Consider the following 13,422-nt stretch of genomic DNA (forward strand, 5'->3'; position numbering starts at 1 on the left):
AGACACAAGTGAAGCGTTGGGCAACACGAATCATCGAACCTTTGGTCGTCGTCACAATCTTGGCCGTGCTGGTTGTGGGCGGTGGGTTCGTTTCGTTCACCTACGACAACGTGATTGACAACGACCCTCTAATCGCGCCGCTGGATGTCGTCGCAGTTGACGCCGATCGCATAACGCTTAGCGACGGTCGAACCTTGATCGCGAAATTCGATTCTGAATATCTGCAGTCAGATATGGAACAGTACGGTAATCGTGTTGACCTCGATCCCGCTGATGATGGTTCGGTGGTCGTCAACGTCTCGTACCGGCGTTGGACGTGTGGCAATGGCGGCCCATGGTTGCGGTTGCGTTGGATTCCCGTCGACTACCCACTGTACCGGCGCGCGGAGCTCGGCCTCGCCCAGATTGAGAATCAACCGTAGTTCAGTGTCTGCCAACATGGTTTTTACGCTGAGGCCTTCGGCACACCTTCGTCGTTTTGCAACGCTCGCTGGCCTTGGTACAATCTCTCGTAGTTCAGGCATCGTTCGCTTCGTTTAGGGCGGTGTCGTAAAAACCTTCCGTTATGCGGCTTGAGAACTCGTTCTTGGACGGGTGCCACGTCGGGTGAACGCGTGCTGGAATTTGGTGAGCGGGGCGGTTGCTGGGATGCTGTGTCGAGGCTTACTCACGTTTGAGGCTATTTGGTTTTGGATCGGTTTTGCTGCGATCGTCAAGTCGATGTTGCGCGTCTCGTCGGTTCCGGTTTCAAGCGTGTCGACTTGGCGGTAGTCCACCGGCGTCGCGGTTACGGCCGCTGCAGTATTGGCTTGGCGTTGGAGCGTCGAGTTGGCATTTTGACGTTGCCGCATAACATGGTTTTGCCGCAAGGGCCCTTCGGGCACGCCTACGTTGGTAATTCACGGGCGGCGGCGTATCATTAGCTGCTCGTAATTCAACGTCGCTCGCTTCGGTCATCACCGGCGTCGGCAAAACCTTCCGTTAGCCGCTCGATAAACATGGAGCACAACCCGTACGATGCTCCCGCAGGGACGGCAGTGGATGGTTCAACATCGTTCGACCGGCGATGGTTGGCCGCGATTCCATTTGTCGCTGTCGTCGCATTGTTCGCAACACTCCCGCTGTTGTTGACGTTACTTGCGCTCTTGGCCTGCAATGCTGTCGCGTTTCTTGCACTGCTTGTCGCCCGTCAAACTACCGCTGCAAATCTGGCGTTCTTGACCGGTGTCCTTCTGGTTGCCTCCCTAATGTTCACAAACTGGGGATTCTCGATGCCGAACCCTCGGATCACCGTTTCTTGGGTTTGCCTCATTCCAGCGGTCATTGCACAACTTATACTGATTGCCTGTCCGTTTTGGTTACCACACACCCAGCGCGTCGGCGGCTAACATGGTTTTTACGCTAGGCCTTCGGCACACCTTGGCTCTTTGGCAACGGGCCATGGCCTTGGTACAATCCTTTGTAGTTCAGGCATCGCTCGCTTCGTTTAGGGCGGTGTCGTAAAAACCTTCCGTTGCACGACCACAGGTAGATGGCCATACTCCTAATCCCGCTCGCGATCGTAGCGTTAGGCTGGGCCGCGTTTGCTGCCCATGGCTCGCTTCAGCGGCGTGGCGCATCGCGCGGGTGGTTCGCGGCGTTCTTCGCCCTCATGGCCGCTGGTGCTTGTACTGGCGTCTACTTCGGCTTTTTCTTTGACTACCTCGCCGCTCCAACAGTCCGCGTATACTCGTTCCCGGTTCCGGCAGCATTCCACATACTCGAATCGTACGACGATAGCACACAGCGATGGGTCGATTTCATAACACCGGCACCAATACTGTTCGCTGGCTCCAATGTGATAATTTTTTCGTGTGCCATGGTTCTTCCCCTTTGGTTGGTCAGCGCGTTCTGGCGATTCCCCAGCGCATAGTGGTCGTGCAACATGGTGTTTACGCATGGGCCTTCGGCACACCCTCGCTCTTTGTTCAAGCCGCGATCCGTTGGTACAATGTTTGGCGATTCGACATCTTTCGCTTCGTTCAGGGCGGTGTCGTAAAAACCTTCCGTTAGGCGGCACAATCTAATGGCCAATGGATACCTACTAGAGCATTTTAAAATTTTTCATGCGACATACTCTGAGTTGCGAAAGCAGTTCAGGCAATCCTCAGCAGTGACGGCATCAATGGCTTTGGCGATCGCGTTGTAGAGTTTCCGCTCGGTGCGAACGGCGGCTCTGCGTAGATGGGACTTGATCTTTGAGAAGATCTGTTCGATTGGATTGAGATCCGGCGAGTATGGCGGCAGGAACCAGATTTCCGCGCCGGTCTGCTCAATCTTTTTGAGTACTGATGCGGTCTTGTGGCTGGAGAGGTTGTCCATCACGAGGATATCGCCAGGTCGCAACGCCGGGGCAAGAAGCCAATCGACGAATCCCTCAAACACCCACGAGTTGGTCGGGCCGTTTGTGATCATCGATGCTCGGCTGCCATGACAATCAATGGCGTGAATTAGCGTGGTCGTTTCCCAGTGGCCGTGCGGTACCGCATCCTCGACTCGCTGACACTTCGGCCCCCAACCATACAGCCGCGTCATGTTCGTTTTCGCGCCGGTCTCGTCGAGAAAGACAAGCTTTTCGATATTCAACCGCTTCTGTTGTCGCTTCCAGCAACCACGCTGCTGGCGAACGTCATCGCGACACTGCTCAGTTGCTCGCAACGTTTTTTTTGAATGAGTGGCCAAGCCTTCGAGCTTCGTTCCAGACTGTCTGTATTGTACAGTCCATGCGAAGTTTTTGACGCAACTGCTCGAGCGTCCAGGATGGATTCTCACGGATCAACTGATCGAGCTTCTTGCTCTGCTTTTCACTGAACGCTCGTTTGCGACCACAGTGATGCGTTTGAGGTTCCAGCGTTCCCAGATCCCGCCACTGGTACTTGAGTTTCTGAACGACCTTGTAACTGACCGAAAACCGCTCGGCGATCTTCGGCATGCTCTCCTTCCCTTCAAGAATGGCAGCCAGGATTCGTTCACGCAAATCCATGTCCAACGCTTTCATCAGTCACACCTCCGTGTTGGCGAAAACGTCAAATTAACCGATCTCCGTCAACGCACCTACATCAATTTTTCAAGTGCTCTAGCCGCGCCAGACGCTCTGATCGAACACCTTTCGCCGTTACTTGAATCTCACGGCATTTCCTGTGCTCGAACCGATGAGACCACGGTCACTCATGGGCGCCGAACCGTCGACTTAGTCACCTTTGAATGTTGCGTTGATTCTGCAAATGTTGAACTCGGCGTCGAAAAACGCCACGGTCGTGATGGTGCTGATATCGTCCTGATACCGAACCGCCGAATCTTCTTCCTCAAACACAATCCATCCGACAGTCTCGCGGAACGCATCAATGCAATCCTCTGCGAGAACGGCGCTGACGACAGCGCGTAGTGCCGCCTAACATGGTTTTTACGCAAGGCCGCGGCTTCGTCGGTGGAGCGAATTTTGGTTTGCCATGTCATTCGCTTCGGTAACATGGAATGGTTTGCCACGCCGCGGACACCGCCTCTTTGGCAACGTGGCTTTCTTTTGGTAAACTGATTGGTGTTACGACGCTTTTTGACTTCGGAGAGAAGCGGTGTCGTAAAAACCTTCCGTTATGCGGCTTGAGAACTGTTTGTTGGACGGGTGCCACGTCGGGTGAACGCGTGCTGGAATTTGGTGAGCGGGGCGGTTGCTGGGATGCTGTGTCGAGGCTTACTCACGTTTGAGGCTATTTGGTTTTGGATCGGTTTTGCTGCGATCGTCAAGTCGATGTTGCGCGTCTCGTCGGTTCCGGTTTCAAGCGTGTCGACTTGGCGGTAGTCCACCGGCGTCGCGGTTACGGCCGCTGCAGTATTGGCTTGGCGTTGGAGCGTCGAGTTGGCATTTTGACGTTGCCGCATAACATGGTTTTGCCGCAAGGGCCCTTCGGGCACGCCTACGTTGGTAATTCACGGGCGGCGGCGTATCATTAGCTGCTCGTAATTCAACGTCGCTCGCTTCGTTCAACAAGGCGTCGGCAAAACCTTCCGTTGGTGGACACTAGCTGATTGATGAACCAAGACGACTGCCTCGAACGCTTGGGGCTCACGCCGCCTCCGAATTCCGCGACGGAAATTCGCCGCATTCTTGCCGCGCAAACTGATTTGGAATCGAAGTCGCAGGGCGACGGAGACCAAGAGCTCATCAAACTCACCTGCGTCCAGCTATTCGCGCTGGGCGATATTGCGGATTCTTTGGTTATCTGGAATGCGAAACAGTGCAGTTTCGACATGTCTTGCTCAATTGACGTTCAACTGCTCTGCGGTGCCGGCGTGGACGAAACCTTGGTCTACCTTGACGACTTGGGAACTGATCCTGCATCGGCAGCGGCAACTTACATTCGCGAATGCATTACAACTGGCGATTTCAACGACTTCACGCCTCCTGACTGGCTCGCTGACTACCGCCGATACTATGGCGTCTAAACGAATGGTCCGTGTCCACCAACATGGTTTTTACGCTAGGCCTTCGGCACATCTTCCTTGGTTGGTCACGCGGGCTGGTATTGGTACAATTTCTCTTAGTTTATAATCGCTCGCTTCGTTTAGGGCGGTGTCGTAAAAACCTTCCGTTGTGTATCGCAGGCTAATGACAGAATCCGGCCGAAACTGGCAACTGCTTCGTGGCGACACCGTGTTGGGCACCATCGTTCAGACCGATTCCGACTACCCGTGGCGCAACGGCACATTCACACCCTCGCCTGCCTTCGCCGAATTCGCCCCGCTTTTCGCTGCGGCCCAATCGTTCACTGATCGCGACGAATACGACACTCCGGAATCAGATGCTGCATTCAATGCGATCTTTGATCTCGGCCTGTCCATCCGCGATGTTGACGGCGATGAATTGTTCGGTGAGGTCATGCTCAACCTGACGGATTCGGATGTCTCTTGGCGTTGTTGACCGCATTGGTGCTTCAGCGACACACAACATGGTTTTTACGCTAGTCGCGGCTGTCGTCGGTGGAGAGTTTTTCGATGGGCAAAGTCAATCGCTTCGGTCACGTTACCACTGGTGCCAGCCCGCGAACGCCTACGATCTTTGGCAACGGGCGTTCTGCTGGTACAATGTCTGGTGTGCGACGTTTTCCGCTTCGGTCAGAAACGGCGTCGTAAAAACCTTCCGTTGTGTGACCTAGCCGATTATGAATTCAACACTCTCATTGCTCAGTGTAATATCTGGACTCCTTGGTTCCGCAATTCTCGCCTTTGCTGTCAGTCGCATTCTCTCCATGCTCTCGGCTGCCGTCGAGATGCACGAACTGACGCTTGAATGCATGAACGACCCTGACCCGGCACGCGAGATTCCCGTCGTCGTCGGCTTCGACAAGCAAATTGCTCGAGCGCGTAAATTCGATGCTAAGTTCCTGTACGCTGGCTTGTTTCTTCTATTTGCGAGCTTTGCATTTCAACTTGCTGCGTACATGATTCCGGTCGCAAATGCTGCTGGCTAGTTTTGGTCAGGCTCCGGTCACACAACATGGTTTTTACGCTAGGCCTTCGGCACACCTTCCTTGGTTGGTCACGCGGGCTGGCATTGGTACAATCTCTCGTAGTTTAGGCATCGCTCGCTTCGTTTAGGGCGGTGTCGTAAAAACCTTCCGTTAGGCGACCTATCGAATGATTAAGTATCCGGGTGGCACGATCGCATTTTGGTCTGTTGTGTACATCCTCGTGGCAACCCCGCTCGCCTATAGTAAATTTGCGGACGGCAAGTTCGGACTCGGTTTCTTGGTCGCAACGTTACCAATCGGTTGTGCGTTGATCTGGTTCCGTGTTCGTCCAGTAAAATGGCTGGTTGCCACCTATCTTGGATTGGCGGCGCTCAGGGCCATTGCGCTGCTGTTTACTGACGGGCTAGATCTCGAACCTGCGCTGGGTGCAGCATTGGGGGCGTATACCGCGTTCCAATTTGCCGTTTGGGATGGTGGACCAAGCTCAGGTTCACCGGTCGCCTAACATGGTTTTACGCTAGGCCTTCGGCACACCTTCCATGTTTTGCAACGCGGGCTGGCCTTGGTACAATTTCTCGTAGTTCAGACATCGTTCGCTTCGTTCAGGGCGGTGTCGTAAAAACCTTCCGTTAGGCGGACATGACCGAATCCGAATTCATCGCTGAGCTAACCGGTGCCCTCGACGGGCAATCTGACGCCGCGCGTACTCAGATTCCGCTGCTGCTTGCATCGTTGCCCGACGCTGCAACACGCCTCGACCTGCAAATCTTCCCCGCACAGGACGGCGACGGCTTTTTCACGGTTCGCGCCTCGGTCGACGGCCCCAACCTGTACGTCATCAACAAATCCATCGACGCACACGCCGACCTTTTCGACGCGAAATACACCGAAGATGGCGTCCAGCCCCCAATTCCAATCGTGGACTGCTTTGACGTGGATTATCCCGTCAACGACATCGTGGTCGATTGCGCCGCGAAATGGTTGCAAACCGTCTGGCACTCCTTTGGCGACATCAAATGTAATATTCCGGTCGTAGTCGTTGGCCACGATGATTATGGGACTGTCACGCCAATCGAACTCCACTCTGGCGCTGCCGCATAACATGGTTTTTACGCTGAGGCCCTTCGGGCACACCTTCCATCTTTGGCAACGCGGGCTGGCCTTGGTACAATCTTCCGTAGTTCAGGCATCGTTCGCTTCGTTCAGGGCGGTGTCGTAAAAACCTTCCGTTGGGCGACCTAGCCATGTCCCAGTATCAAGACATTCTTACAAACGCCACTCAACTACCAATCGACGACCGTCTTCGACTGATCGACGATTTGGCGTCCTCGATTCCAGACGATCACCCGCCGCGACTTTCGCCTGAGTGGCTTGCTGAGATCGACCGCCGCAGCAATGAAATTGACACTGGCACTGTCGAGACCGAAAGCTGGTCAGCGATCCGCGAACGATTGTTCGCCAAACACGGTGTCCGCGATGCAGGTTGATTTTCACCCTGATGCGACAATCGAACTTGCCGAATCTTCCGATTGGTATGCCGAACGAAGTTCGACAGCCGCACGCAACTTTTTGGTGGCGGTCGATGTTGCGATTGCGTCCATCGTGAACGATCCCAAACGGTTCTTCCACATTGATGATCGGCACCAGTCCTGTAGTGTCATCAAGTTCCCGTTTCAAGTCGTGTATCGGGTTATCGACGATCGCATCGTTGTTATTGCAGTTGCCCATGCGAAACGCCGTCCCGGATATTGGCGCGGTCGGTAGCGCCCCGGTCGCCCAACATAGTTTTCACGCAATGGCCTACGGCACACCTTCACTTTTTGGCGACAGTGGCTGGCCTTGGTAGAATCAACCGTAATTCAGACTCGCTCGCTTCGTTTTGGGCGGTGTCGTAAAAACCTTCCGTTGTGCGAACCCAGCGTATCCAAATGGTGTCACTCTCGCATGTTCAGTGACGAACGCAACGCACGCATAGACCACTACGAGACTCTCGACTTGGACGGCCTTCTCGACGCCGAACGGGAATCGCCCCGAGATGTTGACCTTCTCGTATTGATTGGTCGCCACTATCTACGACTTCGGCAACTCGACAAAACGCGGGTTTACTATTCACGGGCGATTGAAATTGACCCCGAGGACGGTTGGACACATCTCTACTTCGGCAATCTTTGTTACGCGCTTTCGTGCTACGATGACGCCGAAACGTACTTCATGCGGGCGGCCGAACTTTTACCGGACATCGCATGTCCGCATTGGTGCCTTGGTGATGTATACGACAAAATGGGCTACTTTTCGCGGACGGAGCATGCATATCGACGCGCGGTTGAAATCGAGCCTGACAACACAGATGCCACGCGTCGATTAGACCAATGGCTGGCGGATAAACCCGGGTAGGGTTCGCACAACATGGTTTTTACGCTAGGCCTCCGGCACACCCAGGGCAACTCACTTTTTGAATCTGGATAAGAGTTTTAGTAGATCGGTTGGCTTGGTGGCGAAGGTTCGAAGGGCGGTGGCGATCCCACTGTGTCCCGCGTCGCGAAGAAACGTCAGGCTGGCGTTGCGAAGGCATGCCAGATTTACCGGACCATGCCCAGTGCGGGCACGACACTTGTCCTCGCCCATTGTCACATCACGCACCCAGTGCAATCGATTCTCGATGCCCCAGTGGCCGCGATTCAAATCCAGAAGATGCTTCGCATTGGCTCGATCGGGTCCCAGGCTGGTGATCGCGTGAGAAACTTCCGTTACCCGTTCGTCGCCGGTGATCCGCGTTCGCTCGATGCGAATCGCTTGGGCAAAGCCTGGCCAGTCAAGAAAGCCACCGAGTCGGCTGCTGGACTGAAGATGGCGAATCTCAATTCGCCCATGCCCTTTGTCGACATCGCGAACCTCGTCAAGCTGCTGACGGCGAAGACGTTCGCTGTAGGGGGGAAAGGCCGGGATTGAAGTCCGACTTGACAGTCTTGTTCAACTCCGGCTGGTTGTCTTTGACAGTAATGAGATAGTCGCCGCCAGAATCAATGATCTGCTGACAGAGTTTCCTCTGGCAGAACATGGCGTCACCAGTAATCACCATGCCATCGACAATCAACGACTTAAGCAACAGCATGGCGGTTCGATGCTCGTTTGTTTTGGGATTCATTTTCAATTGAGCCAGCACACCGCCGGAGGCGTGTTCGAGCAAGGAAAGCAGGTGAATGCTCTGTCCATGTGGTTGCAGCGTAGCACACAGCGTTTTGCCGTCGATCGCGACTCCACGGTGCTTCTCTGCTGTCGGTTTTTCACCGAGTCGATGCTGAGCCCACTGAGAGATGGCGTTCTCTAGCGTTTCCGGTGGAAGGTCGATCAGCAACGACCGATAGCAATTGGCCGTCGGAGGCTTGCGGCCAAAACCGATCGCGTGCCAAAAGCTGGGTTCTTGATTGCGAATCCACTGCGCAATGGCGGTGCAACCGGTAGCGCCGGTGAGCAGGCCACAGATAGTCGCCGCCAGCATGGCAGCTAAAGAATGGCGTCGTCCCTTCCGCCCGCGAGGATCTGGAATCGCCGCCAAAATGGCGAGCAATTCCCCGTCTGCGGGATTGGTCACTGAGATATCTCCGTAAGGTTAAATGCACTCCGTTAATGCAACGAACCAATACTACGCATCAGATAACCTAAAATCAAACACTGAGTTGCCCTGCCGGCACACCGCTGTCGTTTGTTCGATCCTCCCTCTGCTGGTAGAATCACTCGTTGTTCAAACTTGAATGGCATCGCAACGGCGGTGTCGTAAAAACCTTCCGTTGGGCGGCACCGCTCGAAAGGCAATCCGCTATGTCACTTCAAGAGCTCGAAAACACGATCGAAAAACTACCTCCGGATGAACTCGCGAAGTTTCGCGAGTGGTTTCTGGATTTTGATTCCGCGCAGTTTGACAAACGCATCGAAACTGACGCACACGACGGGCGTTTGGATTCGCTTGCTGACGCAGCGCTACGTGACCACGCCGCTGGCAAATCGACGCCGCTATGAATCATTCAGCAAGCCCGGCATTCTGGGATTGCTACAAGCAACTCCCGGATGCGATCCGAACGCTGGCCGACAAGAACTTTACACTCCTCAAGGCTGACCCGCATCATCCGTCCCTTCACTTCAAGAAGGTCGGCCGTTACCGATCTGCTCGCGTTGGGCGAGATTTCCGTGCACTCGCTGTCGAGACTGACGACGGTCTTCTTTGGTTTTGGATCGGCAATCACGCAGAGTACGATCGCTTGATTGGCACGTAGGTGCCGCCCAACATGGTTTTTACGCTAGGCCTTCGGCACACCTTCCTTGGTTAGTCACGCGGGCTGGCACTGGTACAATCTCTCGTAGTTCAAGCATCGCTCGCTTCGTTCAGGGCGGTGTCGTAAAAACCTTCCGTTAGCGGTCACAAGCATGGATTAGCGTCTTTGATACGCTACAATGGAGATATGAACACACAACCACAACAACTGCTGGCTACCGCACTTGGCATGCCAGAGTCTGATCGCGCGACTCTGGCCGCATCACTCCTGAGGAGCCTTGACCCTGCTGATGATCCGCAGGCTGACGCCGCTTGGGCGGCTGAAATCCAGCGCCGCGTTGAGTCGATTGACAACGGCACGGCGCAATTGCGGCCATGGGATGACGTGATTTCGGAAATGCGGCAGCGCCGAAATGGATGATCTTCCGTTCTGGTTTCACCTCGATGCTGACGCTGAGGTGCTTGCTGCTCATGATCGATATTTCGAGGTGCGTCCAGAACTAGCCGAAGATTTCGAGGCTGAACTTGAGCGATCACGCGACGTCATTGCACGTCGTCCACAGACTTGGCCCGCTTATCTGTTTGGTACGCAGAGATACTTGATGAAAAGGTTTCCGTTCTTCATCGTCTTCCGCGTGACCAATGTCCGCATTGAAATTATCGCGGTTGCACACGAACGTCAGCGACCGGGATATTGGGCAGACCGTTCGGCAGCACAGTGACCGCCAACATGGTTTTTACGCACAGTCGCGGATGTCGACGTTGGAGAATCTTTCGGTGGGAGAAGTTAAGTCGCTTCGGTCGCGTTCCCACTGGTGCCAGCCCGCGAACGCCTACGATCTTTGGCAACGAGCGTTCTGTTGGTACAATGTTTGGTGTGCGACGCTTTCCGCTTCGATCAGAAACGGGGTCGTAAAAACCTTCCGTTGGACGTCGCAGCCTAAATGTTGTCCAGATCGCGTTCGCCCCTGACGATGCGGATAATCTCGACCTCATCGCCCAGCCCTCGAAAGAAAATCACGTAGTTACCGCAACTGAAGCTGCGACACGCTCCGTGATTCTTGGAAATCCGCCGCTGGCCCGTCTCTGGATTCACCGCCAACGTCTGACACGCTGCTTCGATTTTCTCTACCCAGCGGTAAGCAGCTTCCGGCTTGTCACGTGCAATGAACTCTGAGTTCTCGTACAAATCAGACGACGCCAGCTTGGAGTATCTGACTTTTCCCATTATGACTGCCGTTCTTCGATGGCTTTGATACGCCGACGGGCTTCAGCGTATACCTCATCTGCATCAATTCCTTCACCACGATCTAGCTCGTCGATTCCGGCTTGAATATCTGCATGCAGCGTTTCGCGAGCAATCACTAACCGAATGCCCTCATTGACAACTGCTTGCTCGTCTTGAAACTTTCCTTGTGCAATCAACTGCTGCACTTGGTTTCCGTAGTCGTTCGGGATATCTGTGCTCATACCGTCCTCCGGAGTTGGCGACGTCCAACATGGTTTTTACGCTAGGCCTGCGGCACACCTTCGATGTGGTGCAGACCTCGCTTCCATTATACAATGCATCCTAATTCAATCCACCTTCGCTTCGGTTGCGTCGGCGACGTAAAAACCTTCCGTTAGACGACCTCAGAGTTTGGTGACGTTGCGGTCACCGGTGATCACTCGCAGAATTTCCACCGTGTCGTCGTGTTTGCGATGAAAAATGACATAACGCCCAACGAAGTTGCAACGCACCTCCCTTCCCAACTGCGGACGACGTTCTCCCATCTCTGGCTGCGACGCAATTAGAAGGCACTTTTCTTCAATCATTTCGACCCATGCCACGGCTGCTTCCGGCTTGTCCTGGGAAATATGCCGCAGGATGCCCACTAAATCCTGCTGCGCCGCCGTGGTGTATAGCGGCTTCTTCATTCACCTGCCGCTTTTGCAGCCATCGCCTTCAATTGTCCGAACACTGTGTCATGATCGTGCAGTTCGCCGTTATCGGCTTGGTCAATTCCAATCTGAACGGCTTCGCGCAGCTTCTCGTTGGACACCAGCAAACGTACGCCCTCGGAGACGGCCTCTTGCACTGAACCAAACCTGCCAGTGCTGACCAATGCCTCAATAGCTGATCGTTGATCTTGCGGTAATTGGATGTCCATCTTGCTCACTCGATTGGATACCTGAAACGCGACGGTCGTCCAACATGGTTTTTATGCAAAGGCCTGCGGGCACACCTGCGATGTGGTGTTCGCCTCGCTCCTATTGTACAATGAAATCTAATTCGATCCACCTTCGCTTCGGTTGCGTCGGTGTCGTAAAAACCTTCCGTTGTGCGGACTAGATGGTATAATTGAACCATGACCACAATGAATGAAATCCTGACCGCTGCACAGTCGCTCCCATCTTCGCAGCGTGCTCAGTTGATTGCTGCCCTTTGGGATGACGTTTCGCCTACCGATTGGGTACCGCCCGATGCTCAGTGGGTTACCGAGGCCAATCGCCGAAGCGATTTGTACGATTCTAATGAAATGACCGGTGCCCCTTGGGCTGAGGTTCGCGAGCGCGCCCGACGGAAGGCTGGGCTTGATGGCTAACGTCATCATTTGCTCAGCTGCTGAGGTCGATTACATCGAATCGTTAACTTGGTACGCGGCGCGTAGCGTTGATGCCGCTAACGATTTCGACGCGGAGTTTGATCGGGCACTGGCTCAAATCGCCAATGATCCAGAACGCTTTCCGTTGTGCGATGTTCGACATCGGTATTTCCTTTTGCGCCGTTTTCCGTTTCGTGTCATCTATCGCATAGTTCACGACGATGTTGTTGTGATCGCCGTCGCCCATGGGTCGCGATCGCCGATCTATTGGACTGATCGGTAGCGCAGCCGCACAACATGGTTTTTACGCAAGGTCGCGGCTGTCGTCGTTGGAGAGTCTTTCGGTTGGCAAACATCAATCGCTTCGGTCGTGTTCCCTCTGGTGTAATCCCGCGAACGCCTACGATCTTTGGCAATGTGCGTTCTGTTGGTACAATGTTTGGTGTGCGACGTTTTCAGCTTCGTTGAGAAACGGTGTCGTAAAAACCTTCCGTTAGGTGCCACTAGATTCTTGGATTGTCAACGTCGCCTCGGATGATGCGCACAATTTCCACAAACCCATCACGGCGTCGGAAGAATATCACATAGTTGCCAAAATAGGTGGACCGGATTCCTTCGCCCAATTCTGGACGCTCATCTCCGATCTCTGGGTGCTGTGACGCGAGACGGCATTTCTCGCGAAGCTTGGAAACCCATTGCCGTGCAGCGTCAGGCTTATCGTTGGCAATGAATCGAGCGATTGTTTCAAATCGTCTTTCGATTGTGCGGAATACCGAAGCCTCGGCATATCAGCTTCCCTGCTGTGTGGATTCCACCCTGTCGATTTCCGCGATCACTTCGGCGAACACCGATTCTTCATCGAAATGCTGACCTTTATCCAACTGGTTAATGCCACGCTGGACTTCGGCTTTCAATTGTTCACGTCCCATTAGCATCCGGATGCCTTCAATAATCGCCGCTTCTTCTGAATCGAATCGACCGTCAGAAACTAACGATTTGACAAAAGCATTGATGTCACTTGGCAAATTGAGATTCATCTCTTCACTCCAATGGGCCGGGG

Annotated in this window: 30 protein-coding genes; 17 read left to right on the plus strand and 13 right to left on the minus strand. The window is 54.1% G+C overall.

What is annotated here, in order from left to right; genetic code table 11:
• A partial coding sequence (locus CA13_RS14500) for a hypothetical protein (RefSeq protein WP_419194363.1) occupies nt 1–422 on the plus strand: 422 nt, incomplete at its 5' end.
• Between the two features lie 141 nt (nt 423–563).
• Here the strand turns inward: CA13_RS14500 and CA13_RS14505 are convergent.
• Complete coding sequence (locus tag CA13_RS14505) at nt 564–851, minus strand: hypothetical protein (protein WP_146397777.1); 288 nt, start codon at nt 849–851, stop codon at nt 564–566.
• Between the two features lie 147 nt (nt 852–998).
• Between CA13_RS14505 and CA13_RS14510 the strand changes: the two genes are divergently transcribed.
• The gene (locus CA13_RS14510; RefSeq protein ID WP_146397781.1) at nt 999–1,388 is read left to right on the plus strand and encodes a hypothetical protein; all 390 of its coding nucleotides are present in this window, start codon (nt 999–1,001) and stop codon (nt 1,386–1,388) included.
• Nucleotides 1,389–1,698: 310 nt separating this feature from the next.
• Here the strand turns inward: CA13_RS14510 and CA13_RS35200 are convergent, their stop codons facing one another.
• The 4 genes from CA13_RS35200 to CA13_RS14530 form a co-directional block, all read right to left on the minus strand.
• A complete protein-coding gene (locus CA13_RS35200; RefSeq protein WP_419194364.1) occupies nt 1,699–1,860 on the minus strand; it encodes a hypothetical protein in 162 nt (53 codons plus the stop codon).
• Between the two features lie 243 nt (nt 1,861–2,103).
• The gene (locus CA13_RS14520; protein ID WP_419194365.1) at nt 2,104–2,697 is read right to left on the minus strand and encodes an IS630 family transposase; all 594 of its coding nucleotides are present in this window, start codon (nt 2,695–2,697) and stop codon (nt 2,104–2,106) included.
• Entirely contained in the window at nt 2,684–3,037 is a 354-nt protein-coding gene (locus CA13_RS35205; protein WP_419194366.1) for a COG3415 family protein, read from the minus strand. Before CA13_RS35205 ends, CA13_RS14520 begins: the two co-directional genes overlap by 14 nt.
• 593 nt (nt 3,038–3,630) lie before the next feature.
• Complete coding sequence (locus CA13_RS14530; RefSeq protein ID WP_146397789.1) at nt 3,631–3,918, minus strand: hypothetical protein; 288 nt, start codon at nt 3,916–3,918, stop codon at nt 3,631–3,633.
• A gap of 150 nt (nt 3,919–4,068) precedes the next feature.
• Between CA13_RS14530 and CA13_RS14535 the strand changes: the two genes are divergently transcribed.
• The 9 genes from CA13_RS14535 (at nt 4,069) to CA13_RS14580 (ending at nt 7,901) form a co-directional block, all read left to right on the plus strand.
• Nucleotides 4,069–4,482, plus strand: coding sequence for a hypothetical protein (locus CA13_RS14535; RefSeq protein ID WP_419194367.1), 414 nt, complete (start codon nt 4,069–4,071; stop codon nt 4,480–4,482).
• Between the two features lie 163 nt (nt 4,483–4,645).
• Complete coding sequence (locus CA13_RS14540; RefSeq protein WP_146397791.1) at nt 4,646–4,957, plus strand: hypothetical protein; 312 nt, start codon at nt 4,646–4,648, stop codon at nt 4,955–4,957.
• 28 nt (nt 4,958–4,985) lie between these two features.
• Complete coding sequence (locus CA13_RS14545) at nt 4,986–5,192, plus strand: hypothetical protein (RefSeq protein ID WP_146397793.1); 207 nt, start codon at nt 4,986–4,988, stop codon at nt 5,190–5,192.
• A 6-nt stretch (nt 5,193–5,198) separates the two neighbouring features.
• Nucleotides 5,199–5,507: a hypothetical protein gene (locus CA13_RS14550; RefSeq protein ID WP_146397795.1), complete on the plus strand. Its 309-nt coding sequence runs from the start codon at nt 5,199–5,201 to the stop codon at nt 5,505–5,507.
• A 166-nt stretch (nt 5,508–5,673) separates the two neighbouring features.
• Complete coding sequence (locus tag CA13_RS14555; RefSeq protein WP_146397797.1) at nt 5,674–6,012, plus strand: hypothetical protein; 339 nt, start codon at nt 5,674–5,676, stop codon at nt 6,010–6,012.
• A gap of 134 nt (nt 6,013–6,146) precedes the next feature.
• Nucleotides 6,147–6,608, plus strand: a complete 462-nt coding sequence (locus CA13_RS14560) for a DUF6389 family protein (protein ID WP_146397799.1) — start codon at nt 6,147–6,149, stop codon at nt 6,606–6,608.
• 143 nt (nt 6,609–6,751) lie between these two features.
• A complete protein-coding gene (locus CA13_RS14570) occupies nt 6,752–6,994 on the plus strand; it encodes an addiction module protein (protein ID WP_146397803.1) in 243 nt (80 codons plus the stop codon).
• Complete coding sequence (locus tag CA13_RS14575; protein WP_419194368.1) at nt 6,984–7,271, plus strand: type II toxin-antitoxin system RelE/ParE family toxin; 288 nt, start codon at nt 6,984–6,986, stop codon at nt 7,269–7,271. Before CA13_RS14570 ends, CA13_RS14575 begins: the two co-directional genes overlap by 11 nt.
• Before the next feature lie 180 nt (nt 7,272–7,451).
• Nucleotides 7,452–7,901: a tetratricopeptide repeat protein gene (locus tag CA13_RS14580; RefSeq protein WP_146397807.1), complete on the plus strand. Its 450-nt coding sequence runs from the start codon at nt 7,452–7,454 to the stop codon at nt 7,899–7,901.
• A 51-nt stretch (nt 7,902–7,952) separates the two neighbouring features.
• Here CA13_RS14580 and CA13_RS14585 read toward each other — a convergent pair whose 3' ends face one another.
• Both CA13_RS14585 and CA13_RS14590 read right to left on the minus strand, forming a co-directional pair.
• Nucleotides 7,953–8,471 (minus strand): ISAs1 family transposase, encoded by a 519-nt coding sequence (locus CA13_RS14585; protein ID WP_146403659.1) that lies wholly within the window; start codon nt 8,469–8,471, stop codon nt 7,953–7,955.
• Nucleotides 8,404–9,099: an ISAs1 family transposase gene (locus CA13_RS14590; RefSeq protein ID WP_419194362.1), complete on the minus strand. Its 696-nt coding sequence runs from the start codon at nt 9,097–9,099 to the stop codon at nt 8,404–8,406. The genes CA13_RS14585 and CA13_RS14590 overlap by 68 nt, the downstream gene beginning before the upstream one ends.
• A 227-nt stretch (nt 9,100–9,326) precedes the next feature.
• On the opposite strand from CA13_RS14590, the gene CA13_RS14600 reads away from it, so the two are divergent.
• The 4 genes from CA13_RS14600 (at nt 9,327) to CA13_RS14615 (ending at nt 10,499) form a co-directional block, all read left to right on the plus strand.
• Nucleotides 9,327–9,524: a hypothetical protein gene (locus CA13_RS14600; RefSeq protein WP_146397811.1), complete on the plus strand. Its 198-nt coding sequence runs from the start codon at nt 9,327–9,329 to the stop codon at nt 9,522–9,524.
• Nucleotides 9,521–9,778, plus strand: a complete 258-nt coding sequence (locus CA13_RS14605; RefSeq protein WP_146397813.1) for a ParE family toxin-like protein — start codon at nt 9,521–9,523, stop codon at nt 9,776–9,778. Before CA13_RS14600 ends, CA13_RS14605 begins: the two co-directional genes overlap by 4 nt.
• A gap of 186 nt (nt 9,779–9,964) precedes the next feature.
• Nucleotides 9,965–10,198: an addiction module protein gene (locus CA13_RS14610; RefSeq protein ID WP_146397814.1), complete on the plus strand. Its 234-nt coding sequence runs from the start codon at nt 9,965–9,967 to the stop codon at nt 10,196–10,198.
• Nucleotides 10,191–10,499 carry a type II toxin-antitoxin system RelE/ParE family toxin gene (locus CA13_RS14615; protein ID WP_146397816.1) on the plus strand — a complete coding sequence of 103 codons (309 nt, stop codon included), beginning with the start codon at nt 10,191–10,193 and terminating at the stop codon, nt 10,497–10,499. Before CA13_RS14610 ends, CA13_RS14615 begins: the two co-directional genes overlap by 8 nt.
• Before the next feature lie 218 nt (nt 10,500–10,717).
• Here the strand turns inward: CA13_RS14615 and CA13_RS14620 are convergent, their stop codons facing one another.
• The 4 genes from CA13_RS14620 to CA13_RS14635 all read right to left on the minus strand — a co-directional run bounded on the left by CA13_RS14620 (nt 10,718) and on the right by CA13_RS14635 (nt 11,936).
• Nucleotides 10,718–11,005, minus strand: coding sequence for a type II toxin-antitoxin system RelE/ParE family toxin (locus CA13_RS14620; protein WP_146397818.1), 288 nt, complete (start codon nt 11,003–11,005; stop codon nt 10,718–10,720).
• Nucleotides 11,005–11,247, minus strand: coding sequence for a CopG family transcriptional regulator (locus CA13_RS14625; RefSeq protein ID WP_146397820.1), 243 nt, complete (start codon nt 11,245–11,247; stop codon nt 11,005–11,007). Before CA13_RS14625 ends, CA13_RS14620 begins: the two co-directional genes overlap by 1 nt.
• 162 nt (nt 11,248–11,409) lie before the next feature.
• Nucleotides 11,410–11,694 carry a type II toxin-antitoxin system RelE/ParE family toxin gene (locus tag CA13_RS14630; protein WP_146397822.1) on the minus strand — a complete coding sequence of 95 codons (285 nt, stop codon included), beginning with the start codon at nt 11,692–11,694 and terminating at the stop codon, nt 11,410–11,412.
• The gene (locus CA13_RS14635) at nt 11,691–11,936 is read right to left on the minus strand and encodes a ribbon-helix-helix domain-containing protein (protein WP_419194369.1); all 246 of its coding nucleotides are present in this window, start codon (nt 11,934–11,936) and stop codon (nt 11,691–11,693) included. The genes CA13_RS14630 and CA13_RS14635 overlap by 4 nt, the downstream gene beginning before the upstream one ends.
• Nucleotides 11,937–12,125: 189 nt before the next feature.
• Between CA13_RS14635 and CA13_RS14640 the strand changes: the two genes are divergently transcribed.
• Complete coding sequence (locus CA13_RS14640) at nt 12,126–12,362, plus strand: addiction module protein (RefSeq protein ID WP_146397826.1); 237 nt, start codon at nt 12,126–12,128, stop codon at nt 12,360–12,362.
• Nucleotides 12,355–12,645 (plus strand): type II toxin-antitoxin system RelE/ParE family toxin, encoded by a 291-nt coding sequence (locus CA13_RS14645; protein ID WP_146397828.1) that lies wholly within the window; start codon nt 12,355–12,357, stop codon nt 12,643–12,645. The genes CA13_RS14640 and CA13_RS14645 overlap by 8 nt, the downstream gene beginning before the upstream one ends.
• A gap of 220 nt (nt 12,646–12,865) precedes the next feature.
• Here the strand turns inward: CA13_RS14645 and CA13_RS14650 are convergent, their stop codons facing one another.
• Nucleotides 12,866–13,123 carry a type II toxin-antitoxin system RelE/ParE family toxin gene (locus CA13_RS14650; protein WP_419195114.1) on the minus strand — a complete coding sequence of 86 codons (258 nt, stop codon included), beginning with the start codon at nt 13,121–13,123 and terminating at the stop codon, nt 12,866–12,868.
• A gap of 27 nt (nt 13,124–13,150) precedes the next feature.
• On the minus strand, nt 13,151–13,399 hold the full coding sequence (locus CA13_RS14655) for a ribbon-helix-helix domain-containing protein (protein WP_146397830.1): 249 nt from the start codon (nt 13,397–13,399) through the stop codon (nt 13,151–13,153).
• Between the last annotated feature and the right edge of the window lie 23 nt (nt 13,400–13,422).

The sequence above is a fragment of the Novipirellula herctigrandis genome (assembly GCA_007859835.1).
In the GTDB taxonomy this organism is placed as follows: Bacteria; Planctomycetota; Planctomycetia; order Pirellulales; family Pirellulaceae; genus Novipirellula_A; species Novipirellula_A herctigrandis.